This window comes from Pseudomonas crudilactis, assembly GCF_013433315.1.
Classification (GTDB): Bacteria; Pseudomonadota; Gammaproteobacteria; order Pseudomonadales; family Pseudomonadaceae; genus Aquipseudomonas; species Aquipseudomonas crudilactis.
In genome coordinates, this window is record NZ_WXVV01000029.1 from 1 (window position 1) to 17,613 (window position 17,613).

The 17,613-nt window shown below is 59.2% G+C and carries 15 protein-coding genes and 1 pseudogene; 8 read left to right on the forward strand and 8 right to left on the reverse strand.

The genetic code is table 11. The features are described from left to right. The first annotated feature begins 213 nt into the window (after positions 1-213). Genes GTU76_RS25735 through GTU76_RS25745 form a run of 3 tightly spaced genes read left to right on the forward strand, consistent with a single transcriptional unit; the run spans position 214 to position 3,779 of the window. Entirely contained in the window at positions 214-873 is a 660-nt protein-coding gene (locus tag GTU76_RS25735) for a paraquat-inducible protein A (RefSeq protein ID WP_175553203.1), read from the forward strand. Further along, on the forward strand, positions 860-1,483 hold the full coding sequence (locus tag GTU76_RS25740) for a paraquat-inducible protein A (RefSeq protein WP_016983584.1): 624 nt from the start codon (positions 860-862) through the stop codon (positions 1,481-1,483). The genes GTU76_RS25735 and GTU76_RS25740 overlap by 14 nt, the downstream gene beginning before the upstream one ends. Continuing rightward, positions 1,476-3,779 carry a PqiB family protein gene (locus GTU76_RS25745; RefSeq protein WP_175553204.1) on the forward strand — a complete coding sequence of 768 codons (2,304 nt, stop codon included), beginning with the start codon at positions 1,476-1,478 and terminating at the stop codon, positions 3,777-3,779. The genes GTU76_RS25740 and GTU76_RS25745 overlap by 8 nt, the downstream gene beginning before the upstream one ends. A gap of 184 nt (positions 3,780-3,963) precedes the next feature. Here GTU76_RS25745 and mksF read toward each other — a convergent pair whose 3' ends face one another. The 3 genes from mksF to mksB are packed head-to-tail and all read right to left on the reverse strand — an operon-like array spanning position 3,964 to position 8,769. Further along, positions 3,964-6,804: an Mks condensin complex protein MksF gene (mksF, locus tag GTU76_RS25750; protein ID WP_180699923.1), complete on the reverse strand. Its 2,841-nt coding sequence runs from the start codon at positions 6,802-6,804 to the stop codon at positions 3,964-3,966. Further along, positions 6,801-7,502 (reverse strand): Mks condensin complex protein MksE, encoded by a 702-nt coding sequence (mksE, locus tag GTU76_RS25755; RefSeq protein WP_016983587.1) that lies wholly within the window; start codon positions 7,500-7,502, stop codon positions 6,801-6,803. Before mksE ends, mksF begins: the two co-directional genes overlap by 4 nt. Then, positions 7,492-8,769 carry an Mks condensin complex protein MksB gene (mksB, locus tag GTU76_RS25760; protein WP_175553206.1) on the reverse strand — a complete coding sequence of 426 codons (1,278 nt, stop codon included), beginning with the start codon at positions 8,767-8,769 and terminating at the stop codon, positions 7,492-7,494. Before mksB ends, mksE begins: the two co-directional genes overlap by 11 nt. A gap of 232 nt (positions 8,770-9,001) precedes the next feature. Between mksB and GTU76_RS25765 the strand changes: the two genes are divergently transcribed. Both GTU76_RS25765 and rimI read left to right on the forward strand, forming a co-directional pair. Further along, the gene (locus tag GTU76_RS25765; RefSeq protein ID WP_180699949.1) at positions 9,002-9,751 is read left to right on the forward strand and encodes an energy transducer TonB; all 750 of its coding nucleotides are present in this window, start codon (positions 9,002-9,004) and stop codon (positions 9,749-9,751) included. Continuing rightward, a complete protein-coding gene (gene rimI, locus GTU76_RS25770) occupies positions 9,744-10,196 on the forward strand; it encodes a ribosomal protein S18-alanine N-acetyltransferase (protein WP_016983590.1) in 453 nt (150 codons plus the stop codon). The genes GTU76_RS25765 and rimI overlap by 8 nt, the downstream gene beginning before the upstream one ends. Before the next feature lie 129 nt (positions 10,197-10,325). Here the strand turns inward: rimI and GTU76_RS25775 are convergent, their stop codons facing one another. After that, on the reverse strand, positions 10,326-10,730 hold the full coding sequence (locus tag GTU76_RS25775; RefSeq protein ID WP_016983591.1) for a hypothetical protein: 405 nt from the start codon (positions 10,728-10,730) through the stop codon (positions 10,326-10,328). A 141-nt stretch (positions 10,731-10,871) separates the two neighbouring features. Between GTU76_RS25775 and can the strand changes: the two genes are divergently transcribed. Beyond that, the gene (gene can / locus GTU76_RS25780) at positions 10,872-11,516 is read left to right on the forward strand and encodes a carbonate dehydratase (RefSeq protein WP_007912954.1); all 645 of its coding nucleotides are present in this window, start codon (positions 10,872-10,874) and stop codon (positions 11,514-11,516) included. 8 nt (positions 11,517-11,524) lie between these two features. Here can and GTU76_RS25785 read toward each other — a convergent pair whose 3' ends face one another. The 3 genes from GTU76_RS25785 to GTU76_RS25795 all read right to left on the reverse strand — a co-directional run bounded on the left by GTU76_RS25785 (position 11,525) and on the right by GTU76_RS25795 (position 15,221). Then, the gene (locus GTU76_RS25785) at positions 11,525-12,049 is read right to left on the reverse strand and encodes an SET domain-containing protein-lysine N-methyltransferase (protein WP_180699924.1); all 525 of its coding nucleotides are present in this window, start codon (positions 12,047-12,049) and stop codon (positions 11,525-11,527) included. 178 nt (positions 12,050-12,227) lie between these two features. Next, positions 12,228-13,400, reverse strand: a complete 1,173-nt coding sequence (locus tag GTU76_RS25790; RefSeq protein WP_016983593.1) for a hypothetical protein — start codon at positions 13,398-13,400, stop codon at positions 12,228-12,230. A gap of 120 nt (positions 13,401-13,520) precedes the next feature. Next, positions 13,521-15,221: an acid phosphatase gene (locus GTU76_RS25795; RefSeq protein ID WP_180699925.1), complete on the reverse strand. Its 1,701-nt coding sequence runs from the start codon at positions 15,219-15,221 to the stop codon at positions 13,521-13,523. Positions 15,222-15,368: 147 nt separating this feature from the next. Here GTU76_RS25795 and GTU76_RS25800 point away from each other — a divergent pair, with 147 nt between their 5' ends. Together GTU76_RS25800 and GTU76_RS25805 are read left to right on the forward strand one after the other, a co-directional pair. Further along, complete coding sequence (locus tag GTU76_RS25800) at positions 15,369-15,659, forward strand: nucleotidyltransferase family protein (protein ID WP_026000487.1); 291 nt, start codon at positions 15,369-15,371, stop codon at positions 15,657-15,659. Further along, positions 15,656-16,000 carry a HepT-like ribonuclease domain-containing protein gene (locus GTU76_RS25805; protein ID WP_180699926.1) on the forward strand — a complete coding sequence of 115 codons (345 nt, stop codon included), beginning with the start codon at positions 15,656-15,658 and terminating at the stop codon, positions 15,998-16,000. The genes GTU76_RS25800 and GTU76_RS25805 overlap by 4 nt, the downstream gene beginning before the upstream one ends. 36 nt (positions 16,001-16,036) lie before the next feature. Here the strand turns inward: GTU76_RS25805 and GTU76_RS25810 are convergent. After that, positions 16,037-17,453, reverse strand: a pseudogene (locus GTU76_RS25810) (short-chain fatty acid transporter). Positions 17,454-17,613 lie beyond the last annotated feature (160 nt).

Sequence of the window (17,613 nt, forward strand, 5' to 3'; positions counted from 1 at the left end):
TGAAACGATGCATCGCCGATGGTAGTGTGGGGTTTCCCCATGTGAGAGTAGGTCATCGTCAAGATTAAATTCCGAAACCCCAATTGCGAAAGCAGTTGGGGTTTTGTTTTGCCCGCAGGAAAGTTTTTTACTCGCGACAGCGAACAAATTTGCACAGTTATTTTCGAATCAGAACACTAGAATAGCCCCACCTTATTCGGAGCCAGAGCCTTTATGTCAGAGTCGGTTGACGCCCCCGGGCTGTCAGATTTACCGCTGGAAGACTTGGTGGCCTGTCACGAGTGCGACCTGCTGATGCGCAAGCCAATGCTTGCTCACGGAGAGAAAGCGCTCTGCCCCCGCTGCGGTTACGAACTGTACGCTCACCGTCATAACGTGGTGCAGCGCAGCCTTGCCTTGGTGATCGCAGCATTACTGCTGTACATCCCGGCAAACTTTTTACCCATCATGCAACTCAATATCCTCGGACAATCTTCGCAGGATACGGTGTGGAGCGGCGTACTCGGCCTGTTCAATACGGACATGCAGGGCGTTTCGATCGTCGTATTCCTGTGCAGCATGGCCATACCGTTGCTGAAGTTGCTGTGCCAGTTGTTGGTGTTACTGACGATCCGTTTCGATATCGGCCGCAGTTACGGCTTGCTGCTCTACCGCATTTATCACCATCTTAAAGACTGGGGAATGCTCGAGGTCTATCTCATGGGCGTGCTCGTGGCGATCGTCAAACTGGCTGACATGGCAGCGATCACCGCAGGCCTCGGCCTGGCGTGTTTTATCGGTTTGTTATTGGTACAGGTCTGGCTGGAAGTGGTGATGTCGCCGCATCAGATCTGGCAGGCGTTATCAGGAGAGGACGCTCATGCGGGCGATTGATGCGGGCATTCTGGTCTGTACCGAATGTCACGAATTGAACAAACAGGAAGCGGATACCGACGAGCAAACCTGCACCCGCTGCGGTGCGCTGGTTCACGCCCGGCGTCCGAACAGCCTCGTACGCACCTGGGCACTGCTGATCACCGCCGCGATTATCTATATCCCGGCCAATGTCTTGCCGATCATGACTGTCAGTTCTTTGGGCCAGGGTGATCCGAGCACCATCATGTCCGGTGTGATCCAATTGGTGCAGCACGGCATGATTCCGATCGCAGCCGTGGTGTTTATCGCCAGTATTCTCGTGCCCACTTTCAAACTGGTGGGTATCGCGCTGCTGTTGTTTTCGGTACAACGACGCCAGCCGTTATCCGCTCGTCAGCGCATCTGGATGTATCGTTTTATCGAGTTCATTGGCCGCTGGTCGATGCTCGATATTTTTGTGATCGCCATTCTCGTGGCGGTCGTCAACTTCGGCCGGCTTGCCAGTGTCGAAGCCAATCTTGGCGCCATCGCCTTCGCCAGTGTGGTGATTCTGACGATGCTCGCCGCAGTAACTTTCGATCCCCGACTGATTTGGGATAACACGGAGTCGGACGACGACCATGACTGATTTGCCCGTAGCGAAAACCCGACCGGCTTCGAACTGGTCTGCCATTTGGGTACTGCCTCTGATCGCGCTGATCATCGGTGGCTGGCTCGGCTGGCGTGCCTATTCCGAAACCGGTATCGAAATTCAGATCCGCTTCGAGAGTGGCGAAGGCATCCAGGCCAACAAGACCGAGGTCATGTACAAAGGCATGTCGGTCGGTAAGGTCAAGGCGCTCAAGCTCGACGATGAAGGCAACTCCAAAGGTGTCATCGCCACGGTTGAGATGAATAAAGACGTCGAGCAATACCTCAAGACCAGCACGCGCTTCTGGCTGGTCAAACCGAGCGTGACCCTGGCCGGTATTACCGGTCTGGAAACCCTGGTTTCGGGTAACTACGTGGCTATCAGCCCTGGCGAAGGCGAGCCGACGCGCAAGTTCAAGGCGTTGGCCGAAGAGCCGCCGCTGTCGGACGCCAAGCCCGGTCTGCACCTGACCATCAAGGCTGATCGTCTCGGTTCGCTGAACCGTGGCAGCCCGGTGTTCTACAAGCAGATCAAGGTCGGGCAGATCAAAAGCTATCTGCTCTCTGAAGACCAAAGCACGGTAGAACTCAAAGTCTTTATCGAGCCGACCTACGCCAAACTGGTACGCAAACACACGCGTTTCTGGAACGCCAGCGGCATCAGCATTGACGCCAACCTGTCCGGCGTAAAAGTACGCAGCGAATCGCTGGCCAGCATCGTTGCCGGCGGTATTGCCTTCGCCACGCCGGAAAACCGCAAGGACAGCCCGCCGACCGATCCCAGCCTGCCTTTCCGTCTCTACGAAGACTTCGATGCTGCCGCTGCCGGGATCCGCGTGAAGGTCAAACTCAGCGACTTCGAAGGCCTGCAGGCTGGCCGTACACCGGTGATGTACAAAGGCATTCAAGTCGGCAACATGAAGGCGCTGAAGGTTGATCCTGACCTGAACAGTGCCACAGCCGAGCTCACCCTCGATCCATTGGCTGAGGACTATCTGGTCGATGGCACGCAGTTCTGGGTAGTTAAACCGTCGATTTCTCTGGCTGGGATCACCGGTCTGGAAGCCTTGGTGAAAGGTAACTACATCGCCGTACGCCCGGGCGATAAAGGTGCGGCACCGAAACGCGAATTCGAGGCCCGGCCAAAGGCGCCGCCGCTGGATCTGCGCTCACCGGGCTTGCACCTGGTGCTGTTCACCGATGTCCTCGGCTCGATCGATGTCGGCAGTCCAATTCTGTACAAACAGGTCAAGGTCGGTTCGGTGCAGAGCTATCAGTTCTCCAAGACCAAGAAGCAATTGGTCATTGGCGTGCACATCGATAAGGAATACGAAAACCTGGTCAACGCCTCGACGCGCTTCTGGAATGTCAGTGGCATCACGTTGACCGGCGGACTGACCGGTGGCATTCAGGTCAAGAGTGAGTCGCTGCAGACCCTGATGGCCGGTGGTATCGCCTTCGAGACACCGCAAGCCAAGGCGCCGCTGCAGAAACGTATTCCGCGTTTCCGCCTGTTCGCCAACCATGATGAGGCGAATCAGAAAGGCGCGGTGGTGACAATCAAAGTCGATCGCGCTGATGGTCTGCGCAGTGGCACCCCGGTGCGCTTCAAGGGACTGGATGTCGGCAAGATTGAAAGTGTCGATCTGACTGATGACTTGCAATCGGTCATCCTCACGGCACGGATTACCGAAGTGCCGGAGAAGATCGCCCGCATTGGCAGCCAATTCTGGGTGGTCAAACCTGAGCTGGGTCTGATCAAGACAGAAAATCTGGAAACCCTGGTAACCGGAAAATACATCGAAGTACAACCAGCGGCGAAGAACCTCGGCCCGCAGAAGAACTTCGTTGCCCTGGCCAATGCGCCGGAAGTCACCAAGCAAGAGGCGGGGCTGAGTCTGGTATTGAGCGCTGCCCGTCGTGGATCGCTGAAACCGGGTGTGCCGGTGACTTACCGGGAAATTACCGTGGGTAAAGTCACCGGTTATGAACTGGGCCAGACCGCAGATCGCGTGTTGGTGCACATCCTGATCGAACCGAAATACGCGCCGTTGGTGCGCAGCGGTAGCCGGTTCTGGAACACCAGCGGTGTCGGGTTTGATATCGGTCTGTTCAACGGGCTGACGGTGCGCACCGAGTCGCTGGAGACGGCGATTCAGGGCGGGATTGCCTTCGCGACGCCGGATGGTGAGCGCATGGGCAACCCGGCGCGTGCGGAGCAGACATTCCCGTTGTTCGACAAGTTTGAGGATGAGTGGCTGACGTGGGCGCCGAAGATTTCGCTCGGTAAGTAAATCCTGCGGTGTCTGAAGTGGCGCCATCGCGAGCGGGCTCACTCCTACAGGGGAACGCATTCCAACTGTAGGAGTGCGCCTGCTCGCGATAGGGCCAGCCAATTCAGCACAAATCCCAAGCCATGAAAAAGGGCCGCGATCCAGACAGATCGCGGCCCTTTTTTTGGCCTTCAGTTAACGCTGATCAAACCGCATCCAGCTCCGGCTCATCCGCTTCAACATTGACCGTCGCCTTCACCACATCATGACGACGGATGTACTTCCAGTCCGCCTCATCAATGTAGATACCGGCCGGGCCGCTACCACCTTCCAGATCGATCGCAACACTGGCGCAGACCTGCGGCTTCACACTCGCCAGAATCGGCACGAAGCCCAGTTGCAGACTGGTTTCCAGCAACGCTGCCTGGTTCTTCTCGTCGATGTCCGCCGCCTCGTCGAGGTAGTACGGCAGACGCACGCGACCGGCCTGATCGCGATCCATCAAGTGCAGCAACAAGTACATGTTGGTCAGCGCCTTGATGGTCATGGTCGTGCCGTTGGACGCCGCGCCATCGATGTCGGTGTGAATAACCGGTTGACCGTTGACCTTGGTGATCTCGAACGCCAGCTCAAACAAGTCCTTGAGGCCGAGCTGGTTGTGGTTTGCCGCCACCAGCCGTGCCAGATATTCCTTGGCCTCTTCGTTCTTGTTGTCCTGCTCGGCGCTCTGGCTGAGATCGAACACCGACAGGGTTTCGCCTTCTTCGTACTGACCGGCGCTGTGGATGATCTGGTCGATGTGCTTGAGGGCTTCCTTGTTCGGCGCGAGGACGATGCGGAAGCTCTGCAGGTTGGACACCTGACGCTTGTTGATCTCGCGGTTGAACAACGCCAGTTGATGCTCAAGGCTGTCGTAGTCGCTGCGAATGTTGCGCAGCGTCCGGGCGATGTCGGTGACCGCCGCACGACGGGCCTTGCCCAGCGTCAGGGCTTCATCGGTGCGGTGCGCGTAAGCGTTGATCAGCAGCGACAGACGGCGCTCCATGTCGTCTTCGCTGTCGAACTTGGCCACGCCTTTCAGACGCACCTGCGCGTACAGCGCTTCGATCTGGCCATCGGCGCGCAGCAGCCCTTGCCAGCTGTCCTGATAGTCGTTGAGCAGCGGTAGCAGGTTGTCCATCGAATCGTCGACCGGATCCATGAACGGCGTACCGAACGGCAGATCTGCTGGCAGCAACTGACGACGGCGCAGCGCATCGTCGAGGGTGCGTTGCTTGGCTTCCATATCGGCGATCTGGCGGCCGACCAGTTGCAGCTTGGCCGACAGTTGCTGGACGCGTTCGGTGAAGGCGTCGCTGGAGCGCTTGAGTTCGTCCTGCGCGCCTTCCATCTGCGCCAGTTGCTCAAGCTTGTCGCTTTCTTCGGCGCTCAGGGTCTGGGTGCGGCGGAAATCTTCCAGAGCTTTCTGCGCATCCAGCACTTGCTGGTACAGCGCTTCAGTCTGGGTCTTGCTTGCGGCGCGGTCAGCAGCAACGGCCTGTTGGGTCTTGAGCTGTTTCAGCTCTTTTTCCAGACGCTCTTTCTGATCGCGCAACGCGGCACGGTCAGCCAGGGCTTGCAGCGCTGGTGGCTCGATGTGCGAGATGTCGATCGACAGGCCCGGCACTTCGAAGCGTTCGCCTTTGAAGCCATCAAGGATCAGCTCAACCGATTTGACCCACTCGCCATCGTCGTCGAGGGTAATGCCGTGTTCGCCCAGCGGCAGGCTGAACAGTGCGCTGTTGAACAGGCGCATCAAACGCTCGACGTCCTGTTGCGAGAACTCTTCGCGCAGTCGCGCGTAGCTGTTGTTGTCGGCGTGATCGAGTTGCAGTTTCACCGACTTCAGGCGTTTTTCCAGATCGCGCACGCGCTCTTCCAGATCTTCGGCACTGAACTGGCGGGATTGCGCCAAGGCACCGGCCAGTTCGTCGTGCGCATCTTTTGCGGCGAGCAATTGTTGCTCGAGCACTTTGACGTCATCGACCAGCGCGAAGCGATTCTTCAGTACCGACAATTCGCCGAGCCAGCGCTGAATGCCGGAAATTTCCCGCTCCAGACGCATCAGCTCCTGCGTGCCGCCGCGCTGATCGTTTTGCAGACTGTCCTGCTCGCCACGGTAATGGTCGGCCTGAATTGTCAGCTCTTCCTTGCGCGCACTGGCGTAGTCCGACCAAGTGCCGAGCAAAGAATCGAGCAGCGGCGACAGGCGATGCAGTTTGCCGCGCAGCACGTCGCGTTGTTTCACGCCGTTGGCCAAGGCTTCCACCAACGGGCCGGCCGCGACCAGCGAGTTGTAGTCCTGTTCCATGCGGCGCACGTCGCGGAAGGCTTCTTCACACGCGGCGATGTAATCGACACTGCCGGAACGCAGGCTATGTTCGAAGGCATCGAGGAACAACTGCTTCAACTTGGCCGCAGTGATTTCGCGCATGTGCAGCAGGTTGATGAACAGTGCGCGGAAGGTCTTCAGACTCTGCTCGCTGGTGGAGCGCAGCGGGATCAGGGTCAGATCCAAAGGAATCGACGTGTGACCGCCCACCAGCAAACGGCGCAGCTCATCAGGCTTGAGTTCGTAGGCTTTCAGGCCTTCTTTTTCAAGGTTGCTGAACAGCTCTTTCTGGCGCAGGCAGGTGTCATTTTTCTGGTAATGCGCCAGGTCGAGCTTGCCGGCGTAGGCGAAGAACTGGTGACCGAAACCACCGCCCGGGCCACGACCAACCACGCCAATCACGTGCGGGCCGTGCGGCAGGTTCACTTCGACGAGGATGTAGCTGGTATCGGAAGCGAAGTAGAAGCGCCGCGATTGTTCGAGGCTGTACTTGCCGAAACTCATGTCCGACATGCGCGCCAGAATCGGGAACTGCAAGGCGTTGATCGACGCCGATTTACCGAGGTTGTTCGCGCCGTACACCGACAACGGTTCTTCCAGCGGGAACAGGCCGAGGCTGTAACCGGCGGTGTTCAAAAGGGCAAAGCGGCGGATGCCGTAGCGTTCCTGGCTCATGCGTCGGACTCCTGTTCTTCGGCAATGGCGCGGGCCAGTGCGTCTTCTTCGCTTTCTTCATCGAACTCGGTGAGATCAAGCGGATCGTCGGTTTCGAGGAATTTGGCTTCCGCCGCTTCGTCGATCAGCACCGGCGCTGGCAGCGGCAATACGCTGTGCACGCTGGCCGCCAGATCGCGGTCTTGCTGCACCGACAGGCACACGTCGAGGAAACGGTGCATTGGCGGCAGGAAGCGGTACACGCCGTTTTCTTCGCTGGCGAAACCGAGTTGAGTCATGCGGCGCATGATCTTTTCTTCGAGTTCTTCCACGGTCTGCACTTCGGCCTGAATGAACAGGTCGCGGTATTTTTCCAGCAGTGATGGCAACTCTTCGCGGCCGAGGCTGCCGCCATCAAGCACGGCGATCGGGTCGCGACCCTGATCGGCCAGGTGCTCGACGAGAATGAAGGTGAACAGGGCCAGACGCTGGGCGGTCTTGTTCACCGCCGCAGCGGCCATGTCCGGCACAAAGTAGTAGAAACCACGGGTATCGCAGACCAGTTCAAAACCCAGCGCCTTGAACAGCGTGCGGTATTGATCCTGGAAGTTCGACAGTTGCGCGTACAGCTCCGGGTCGCGGCGGCTGACGTGGTAACCCTTGAACAGCTCGCGGAAGATCGGCGCGAGTTGCGACAGTTCGGAAAGATCAAGATGCATTGGGGATGCTCGCAGAATTCTCGGCGGCGTTATCGCTGGCCGAGAGCAGGGCGAAGGAGCGCAGGCTGACCTGGTGCTCGTGAGTGTGGTATTCGCGGCGTTCCAGACGCTCGCGCTTGAAGCGTTTTTCCCGCGACAGGCGCGAGAACCAGTAGAGCAATTCGTCGGTGGCGCCGTCCGGTTCCTGCTCCAGCAGCCAGGTCATCAGATCCGGCATCGGCAGGGCTTCTTCGCAGCGGTCGACCATCTCGCGCACGGTGCGGGGGGCGCGTGGGGCTTCGCCTTTCTGGGTCTTGTGCGCTTTCGGGAAGCGCGCCGGTTTCGGCTCGAACCGCGCCAAGGCGTACACGTAGGCTTCGACCTGACTCGCACTGCCAAGGAAAGTGCTTTGCGGGCGGGTGAACAGCGGCATCGCCGCTTGCGGAACGGCGTCGATGCCTTTGCGGCGAATCGCCGCCAGGGCCAACGCGGCACCACGGGTCACGGCGTTGTGCCGGCGCGCTTCTTCACGCAGCGGCAGCAATAGTTCGCGGGCGTGGCGCAGGGTCAGCTGAGCGCTGGTCTGCATTTCGAGGATGCGTGCGTGGGTGCGCAGCAGCATGTCGTCGTCGACCAGATGGCCGAGGCGCTGCTGTTCGCTGAGCATCTTCAGCAATACGGTTTCGACCTTGCGCACGCCTTGTTCGAAGGCGCCGTCGGCGTTCACCAGATCGATCATCGGCTCGACGTATTCGTCCCACGTCGCCAGTACTTCGGCGTAACGCTGACGCAGCGGAATCTGCCGATCGCTGGTCTTCGCGCGTTCGGCCACAGCCACCAGCGCTTGTTCGTCGTTGTCGAGCTTCTTCAGCACGTCGCGGACACGCATGTCGAGCAGGCGCAACTGGCGGGCGAGGTCGTGGCCATCGCGGACTTCGAATGCGTCCTGGATGTAACCGGCCAGACGTTCGAGGTGACGCAGATAGGCTTCGATTTCCAGGCACAGGCCCAAGCGGTGTTCACGACGCAAGTAGGCGAGGAAGTCGTGAATCTGCGCGTTCAGCTCGAAACGATTCGGGCTTTTTGCCACCGGAATCAGAATATCGAGACGAATCCACACGTCGAGCAGGCTGGTAATGTCCTGTGGCGTGCTGTCCAGTTGTTGGGCGGCGAGTTGCGTGCGCAGTTCGTTGAGGCTCAATGTGCCTTGGTCGAAATGCTCACACAGTGGCTCAAGCAGTGCCCAGTGTTCAGCGAGGGCGCGCAAGACGCGCTTGGGTTCGATCATCGGAATGCCCGGCTGGTTGGCAATGAAAAGCGGCGATTGTACTGCATCACGAAGGATGCAATTCACTCTCGGGACGGGCTGTCGAGTTTTCTAAGGCAGAGAGCTTAGGTAAAGGCTATCGATCAACAGCAAGCGATCTTGAGCGAAGGGCGGTAGAATCAGCCCACTTCAGTTATCCACAAGTGGCCGACCCTTGCTAATCGAGTCCCGCCGCCGCGCCTATTTGAACGCCATGCAGGTGGTCAATTGGCTGCCGCGCACCGAATTGCCTTTTGCCGCGCCTTCACGGCCCGAGCTGCTGGACATGCCCGAGCCGGAGGTAGAGGCGCCGGTTGTGCCCGCGCCGCAAGCCGAAGCGCCGCTGCAAACGGCTTCCGCTCGTCCGGTCGAACGGACGAAAATCGAGGTGCCGCGGCCGTCGTTGGCGAGTACCCGCACCGGTGCCAAACCGGTAGAAGAGGCCGACGACACGCCAGTCGTCGCCAAACCGACACCGGTGCCGCCACCGCGTTTCGCCCTGCAATTACTGCGCGCCGGACGTTGCCTGCTGCTGGTCGAGTTACCCACAGGCGAACCGTTCCAGAGCCGTGATCCTGCTTATCTGTTGCTCAAAGACATGCTGCGCGCCGCCGGTCTGCCGGATGCACCGCAAATCGTCGGCGAGCCTGTGCGCTGGCCGTGGCTCAATCGCGGCACTATGGATCAAGGCCCGGAAGCGGCGCGCGACTTCGTCCAGGGTTTCCTTTCCGTGCAAATGGAAGCCGCTCCGTGCGCCTGCCTGTGGCTGATCGGCCTGCCGGCTGTGCGTTTTGCCGGTGAAGCGGATGCCGAAGCATTCAATCGTGAATTGCAGATCGAAGGTCTGGGCTCGGCCTGGGCCATTCCCGGTCTGGAATTGTTAATGGAAGAGCCACAGCGCAAGGCCGCTGTGTGGCAAGCCATGCGTCGGCTGATGGCGCGTTGGAAAGAATCGAATGAGTGACGCTGTATCGTTCCGCCCGATGACCGAGGCGGATCTGGAAACCGTGCTGAAAATCGAGTACGCCGCTTATAGCCATCCGTGGACTCGCGGGATCTTTCTCGACGGGCTGGGCAAGTACCAGATCTGGCTGATGTTCGAAGGTGAGCAACAGGTCGGCCATGGCGTGGTGCAGATCATTCTGGATGAGGCGCATCTCCTCAATATCACCATCAAACCGGAGAATCAGGGGCGCGGGCTGGGTTTGACGCTGCTTGAGCACCTGATGTCTCGGGCGTATGCGGCTTCGGCGCGGGAATGTTTTCTGGAAGTGCGTGACAGCAATACGGGCGCGTTCAAGTTGTATGAGCGTTATGGCTTCAATGAGATTGGCCGGCGTCGGGATTATTATCCGGCGGTGGGTGGGCGTGAAGATGCCGTGGTCATGGCCTGCACCCTGGTTGACTGACCTTCCTCAAAAGCTTCGCGAGCAAGCTCGCTCCCACATGGATTTTGGGTAGGTCACAATATTTGTGAACGACTTAATTCAATGTGGGAGCGAGCTTGCTCGCGAAGGCGTCCTCTAAGGCACGGATGATCAGCGGTTGCCATCCAGCGGATCGCGCCGCGCCAGTTCCGCCTCATCCAGCCCGTTGCCTCCGCCAATGTCATCCTCATCGACAATGCTCAGATCCCAATCGGCCTGATTGCCTTCCCCCGCCTCTTCGGCATCCCGCGCTCCGTCTTCATGAATCAACGTTTCCGGACTCAGGTCATCGTCGGTCGGCTCGTGATCGCTCACTGAAGCCCCGGTCATTCCTGCCTCGCGCACCCGTTCACGCGGCATCAGCTGCTCGCGCTCACGCTCCGGAATCTCATCACCAATCTTCGCGCTCGGCTCGTCTTCATCGAAATCCAGCTCATGCACCGAACCCATGCGGTCTTCGTTATCATCGATGGGTTCCGGTTGCACGGCATCGTAAGGGCGTCGTGAATCAGTCATGGCAATTCCTCATACTGTGGGCCTTACTTAGGTGGACTCACCGGGCACACGAGAATTCCAATGAAATCACTTGCGGTGACGGCGTGACCCCGACGGGTGGTCGTCTGTCATACCAGCGCATCTTTCTTGAGGCCTTACAGCATGCATGACTTACAAGACCTGATTGATAACAACGAGCGTTGGGCTGACGCGATCACCAAGGAAGACCCGGATTTCTTCGCCAAACTGGCGCGCCAGCAAACGCCGGAATATCTGTGGATCGGTTGTTCCGACGCACGCGTACCGGCCAACGAAATCGTCGGCATGTTGCCAGGCGATCTGTTCGTTCACCGCAACGTCGCCAACGTCGTGCTGCACACCGACCTCAATTGCCTGTCGGTGATCCAGTACGCGGTCGACGTACTCAAGGTCAAACACATCCTCGTCACCGGCCACTACGGCTGTGGCGGTGTGCGCGCGTCGATGCAGGACCGGCAGTTCGGCCTGATCGACGGCTGGCTGCGCTCGATCCGCGACCTGTACTACGAAAAGCGTGAAGAACTGGCCAAGCTGCCGACCGAAGAAGAGCAGGTTGATCGCATGTGCGAACTCAACGTGATCCAGCAAGTGGCCAATGTCGCTCACACCAGCATCATCCAGAACGCCTGGCATCGCGGGCAGAGCCTGTCGATCCACGGATGTATCTACGGCATCAAGGATGGTCGCTGGAAAAGTCTCAACACCACCATCAGTGGTTTCGAGCAGTTGCCACCGCAATATCGTCTGCGTCCGGTTGGCGCGTTGTAATCCGCCTGTCAGCGCAAACCCGAGTGCCGCCAGCGTTGTAAAAAGTGTTGGCCTTCGAGGCTGGGTGGGTCGTCATAACCGGTGATCCACCCTCGACAGCGTTTGGCCCCGCAGCCACAGGCGAACTGGCGCAGCAGTTTGTCTTCAGTGGCGGCGTAATCCATGGTCAGCCGTTCACCTCTGTGGATATCTTTCAACGCCCACAGCCATAACTCGCTCATGTCGAGAAACACGTTAGGGTCGCAAGCGTGTTCGATCAATCCGCAAAAGCGCGGGTCGTAGAGGTGGATGCCCGTCAGCAGTTGTCGGGTCTGTCGGCAGCGATAGGGCAATAATTGTCCGGACACCCGGCACATCCGATGGGTTTGCGGGAATTCACGGCGCGTCGTCACCGCCGTTGGGGTGCCGTACTCATCCTGAAGAATTTCGAAGTCGGCGCTGGAGGGAAACCCCAGACGCACGGGCAGGCCCGCGAAGGGATAGATGCCTTCAGTGTCGCGTGGCGCCGATTGCGCCATGGCGTGGCTATTCATAACAGTCCTTGTCGCAAGGTTTCGCGACTCCTCGGGTTGACGTCCTGTCAATACAACAGTACTGCCGTTTGGATCCAATCGTGTCTTATTAGGTATAGCCGGTCTACTGTCAGATCTGACAGGCGATTTAGACGCTTTCCCGCGTCAGCATTGGCTGACACGGGAATGTCACAGGCAGTTACAGGTGTGGGGCGGGAATAGCGGTGGCCGGCAGCGGCGCTTTCAATTGCTTCAGTTGCGATTTGATCGCAGTGGTTGCGCACTTGGCAGCTGCCTGCTCCGGGGTCAGGTTGCGAATCGAGGTGTAGAACAGCTCGCAGGTTTTGACTTTCTGTGTGACCTGCCACGTCTGCGTGCAACTGCTGAGAGTGGTCTGCGCGTCGCTGCCCGGTTTGCTGCCCATGCCAGCCTGCCAGCAGGCGGCGCTCAAATCCTGCCCCATGACTTTCAGGCCAGCAGCATCAGCCTTGGCCTGTGCATCGTCGCCGGTGTAACTCTTCGGGTCAGCGGCGTACCAGATATAACTTGGGTGGTTCGAGCCCAGCACCGGCACTTTCACGCCTTCGCTCGGGCTGATGGTCGCCAGCCCCAATACATTCACTGTTGGCCCGTATTGCTGCTTGATCCAGTTGCGCACCGGCGCGCCGAACGCGACCATCGGCAGCGTCGTGCCGCTGCTGGTCTGGCTGAACTGCTTGACCAGTGTGGTCTGGTAATCCTTGAAGTAGTCATAGACGCCTTCCAGATCGCTACCGGCGTTGGACGGCGCAGCGATCGGGGCAATGTCGATGATGGTCTGGAAGGCGGGCGTCTGATTGGCGGGAATGCCGTTGTCGGTCAGCAGCGTTGCCCAGCGATCGGTGGTATTGGAACGTAAATAATCCTGCGCCTGAGTCAGCGAGTAATCCGGCGGGAAGTGCAGCAACTCGACACTTTTACGATTTTCCAGGGCCATGCCCAGCGGCAGGAACAGATACCAGCTGTAGGCCCATTTGCCGTCGGCGTTGAGCTTGCTGGCGCCGGTGTAGGCCAGATCCCCCGCATCCAGCAGCGCCGACAAGGGTTTGTCGTAATCCTTCGGCACGCCGGTGATTTCGGCGTAGAGCTGATCGTTATCGGTTTTTACCAGCACCTTGGCATTGGCATAACCATCGCGTTGCACGCTCTGGCTCAGGTAATGGGTGACGGTCTGCTCCAGCGTCCAGTTGCGGTAGCAGATCACATTGCAGTTGTTGGGGTAGGCGAAGAGACGGGTGACGCGTTCAGTGCTGCCCAGTTTCAGATCGACATCGGCGTGGGCGGCTGCGCTCAGTGTGAGTGCGGCGAGTGTGAGTCCTGCGAGTTTGAACATGCTCAGATCCTTTTCAGCGTGGGTTCCCCCGCGTGTCGGGGGCGCCTCATAGTGGATCAGCCGCGTTTGACAGAGAAGCCGTCATCGGCAGATTTTTGCGCAAACTCACAGGGCTGGTTTTCACGCCGGAAAATGCAAGGCGTTGGTCAAATCGCCCATGGGTTTCTGACCCCGGGCAATCATGGCGTCGTCACGTTGTTTGAGGCCGTCGAGGGTCTCCAGCTGGAACACTCGGCTGATCAACCGCAGAATCGATGCCGTGTCGTAGACCGTGTGATCCACCGTGCCTTTGCGCGCGAACGGCGACACGACCAATGCCGGCACGCGTGACCCCGGCCCCCAGCGGTCGCCCTTGGGCGGTGCGACGTGATCCCACCAACCGCCGTTCTCGTCGACCGTGACGATTACCACCATGTTTTGCCACTGCGGGCTTTCGCGCAGCACTTTCAACGCGCGCACGATGTGCCGATCCCCGGACGCCACATCTGCGTAACCGGCGTGCATGTTCAGGTTGCCCTGAGGTTTGTAGAAACTCACCGCCGGCAACTTGCCCGCTTCGGCATCGGCGAAGAATTTGTTGCTGCTCGACTCATCCCCCAGGCCGGCATCGCGCAGGCGTTTACTGCGCTCGTCGGGGTTCTCCGGGCCTTGCTGCTTGAAGTAGTTGAACGGCTGATGGTGATACTGGAAATTGGGGATTTTCGGAATGCCGCCGGAGTCCTTGTACTGCTCCAGCGTCGCCTGCCACGCGCCGGCGTACCAGGCCCAATCGATGTTCTTTTTCGACAGCTTGTCGCCGATGTGTTCATGGGTCTGCGGCACCATGACGTTGGGCAGATCCGCTTTGGAGTACGCCGGGCGCTCCGGATCGCGAATCCACGTCGGCCAGTAGGGCGGGGCAAGAGTGTTGACGCCGAAGCCGTCCGGGGTCAGCGCACTCGGGCCGAACTGCGGCGGGCCGGTCATCGCGCTGGCGGGGGATTGTTCCAGCGGCTTGAGGCGTGGATCGGCGGGATCGTCGCTTTGCAGTGCGGCGATCTGCGACTTGGCCACCGAATTGGCTGCGTCTGGATAGAACGGCGCTGTGGCGCTGATCAGGTATTGGTGATTGAGGAACGAGCCACCGAAGGCACCCTGGAAGAAGTTGTCGCACAGCACAAACTCCTGAGCCACGTCCCATAGACGCAGAGAATAGCGGCTCTGCGCGTAGTGACCCATGGTCAAGCCACCGGAGTCGGCCCAGGCGACGAAGCCGTCATTCTTGCCGCCGTTGATCTGCATCTGGTTCTGATAGAACACGTGCCACAAGTCGCGGGTCACCAGACCGAATGGCAAGTCCTCGCCATTCGGGCCTTTGAGAGCGAAGGGCGCGTTGGGCAGGTTTTCCTGAAACTGTGTGGCGCTGGGGTAGGTCACGCCATCGAGGGTTTGCGGGCCGATCTGCAGGACGCCGCCCCATACGGGCGGCAGGGTTTGCAGCAGCGAGCCGTCGCGATCGCGTTGTTGATAGTCGCCGGGCTTGAGCGCTGACAGCGGTTTTTCGACACCGGGGAAATCACCGAACAGATTGTTGAAACTGCGGTTCTCGGCGTAGATCACCACCACGGTTTTCACTTGATCGCGCAGGGCCTTGTCCAGCTCGGCTGGCGTCAGTGGGCGCGCCACCGGTTTGCCCGGCTTATCGCCCGCGCTGCCACAGCCGGCCAGTGTTGCACCGACACCCAGTACCGCAACGCCGCCGAGGAAGCGGCGGCGACTGGTGTCAACGGAGTTATTGGAATCAGTGGAGGGTGCGTCGGTGCCGTCTGTGTCGTCGCTCATGTCTCAGCCCGTTTTGCTTAAATGTTTCAGTATGTTTCGGGCGGACGCTAGCAAGGGGATGTGACGGTTGGGTTACAAATGGAGCGGTGTCTAGCGTCCTTTGGCACTGCTAGACTGCTGCATTAATGAATCTGGTTACGGTGATCCATGAAGCCTTCCACTGCTCTTGATTTGCAACGCGTTGCCATCCGTGAGGTTGTCGGAAGATTTCGTGTGGCAAATCCCCGTGTATTTGGCTCCGCCGCACTGGGGACTGATCTGGAAGGCAGTGATCTGGATTTGTTGGTCGATCCACTTCCCGGTACCACTTTGTTCGATCTCGGTGGGCTGCAAGTGGAACTCGAGGACCTGTTAGGCGTGACTGTCGATCTGCTGACACCAGGAGATCTACCGCTGAAGTTTCGGCAGCAGGTTCTGGATCAGGCTCGTCCCGTATGATCGAAAACCGGCTCGGCGATTACCTCGAACATATGCGGCAGGCTGCGAGCGATGCGTTGATATTTGTCGAAGGCCTGAATAAGGAAGAGTTCGCCGAAGACAAGCGAACGCAGCAAGCAATCATTATGAGTCTGGTCATCATTGGCGAGGCGGCTACCAAGGTGATGGATCGTTATCCCGAGTTCACTGCTCAGAACCCGCAAATTCCATGGCGGAGCATGCGCGGAATGCGTAATCGAATCGCTCATGGCTACTTCGATATCAATCTGGATGTAGTGTGGGAAACGGTTCAGGTCGCTTTGCCTGAGCTATTGACGGTACTCCCTGCCGAACAGAACTGATCGCACCTGCACTAAGGCAGGTGCAACCTCTTCAAATTACGGCATCACCGGCGGCGTATACGCCAATGTCGTTCCCAGCGCCCACAGCAACAGCAGCACCAGCGGCGTGTGCACCAGCAATTGTACGAACGAGAAACCAATCAAGTCCCGCGCCTTCAACCCCAGCACGCCCAGCAACGGCAGCATGTAGAACGGGTTGATCAGGTTAGGCAGCGCTTCGGCGGCGTTGTAGATCTGCACCGCCCAACCGAGGTGATATTGCAGATCATTGGCGACCTGCATCACGTACGGCGCTTCGATGATCCACTTGCCGCCTCCCGATGGAATGAAGAAGCCAAGAATCGCCGAGTACACACCCATCAACAGCGCATAGGTGTCGTGGGAGGCGATGCTGACGAAGAAGGTCGAAATGTGGTGCGCCAAGGTCTGCGCATCGGCACCTTTGACCGTGGTCATCAGCGCGGCAATCGAACCGTACAGCGGGAATTGAATCAGCACGCCCGTGGTGGTCGGCACCGCACGGGCGACGGCATCGAGGAAGCTGCGCGGACGCCAGTGCAGCAACGCGCCGAGCATGATGAACAGGAAGTTGTAGGTGTTCAGTCCGGAAATCGCGGTGATCGCCGGTTTGGTCGAGAACTCATGGAACAGCCATCCCGCCGCCAGCAGCACCAGCACGATGATCAGCAGCGGACTGTGTTCAAGCCATTCACCTGGACGGGTGCGCGGTTGCAGCGGTGGCAGATTGAAGGCCGGGTCGATGCCGCAGGCCTTGGCGTCACGCGCCGAGTTCGGCCCGGGGGCGGTGGCGTAGGCGATGATGATCGAGATCACGATCAGCGCCAGCAGCATGACACCGGACTGCCAGAGGAAAATCGTTTCGGTGAACGGAATCACCCCGGTGATCGACAGAATCGACGGCGGCAGGCTGCCGGGGTTGGCTTGCAACTGCGCGGCCGACGACGACAGACCCAACGCCCATACCGCGCCAAGGCCCAGATAAGCCGCAGCACCGGCGGCGCGGTAATCCATTTTCAGATCGGTGCGGCGGGCGGGCGCGTACCAGCAAACCACCGAACACCAGCGACAGGCCCCAGTTGAGCAAGGACGCGACCATCGAAATCAACGCCACCCACGCTACAGCGGAGCGGCCGTTTTTCGGGATGCGCGCCAATCGGTCGATCAGTTTCACGGCGGGTGGCGAGCTGGCGACTACGTAGCCACCAATCACCACGAAGGCCATTTGCATGGTGAACGGAATCAGGCTCCAGAAGCCGTCACCGAACGCCATGGCGGCATCGGTGGGTTTGGCGCCCATGGCCAGTGTGGCCAGGGCGACAATGATCACGGCGAGCGCAGCGAACACCCAGGAGTCGGGAAACCAGCGTTCGGCGAAGCTTGAACAGCGCAGGGCAAAGCGTGCGGAGCGGCTATCTTCGATATCAACGGCCACAGGAATACCTCGGATTTTTATGGTTATTGTGGTCCGCGGGTTTCCGATTTCTCTAAACACACCCTACCTGTGGGAGCGAGCTTGCTCGCGAAGGCGGCAGGTCAGTCGACATAGATCCTGAATGTACCGGCCTCTTCGCGAGCAAGCTCGCTCCCACAGG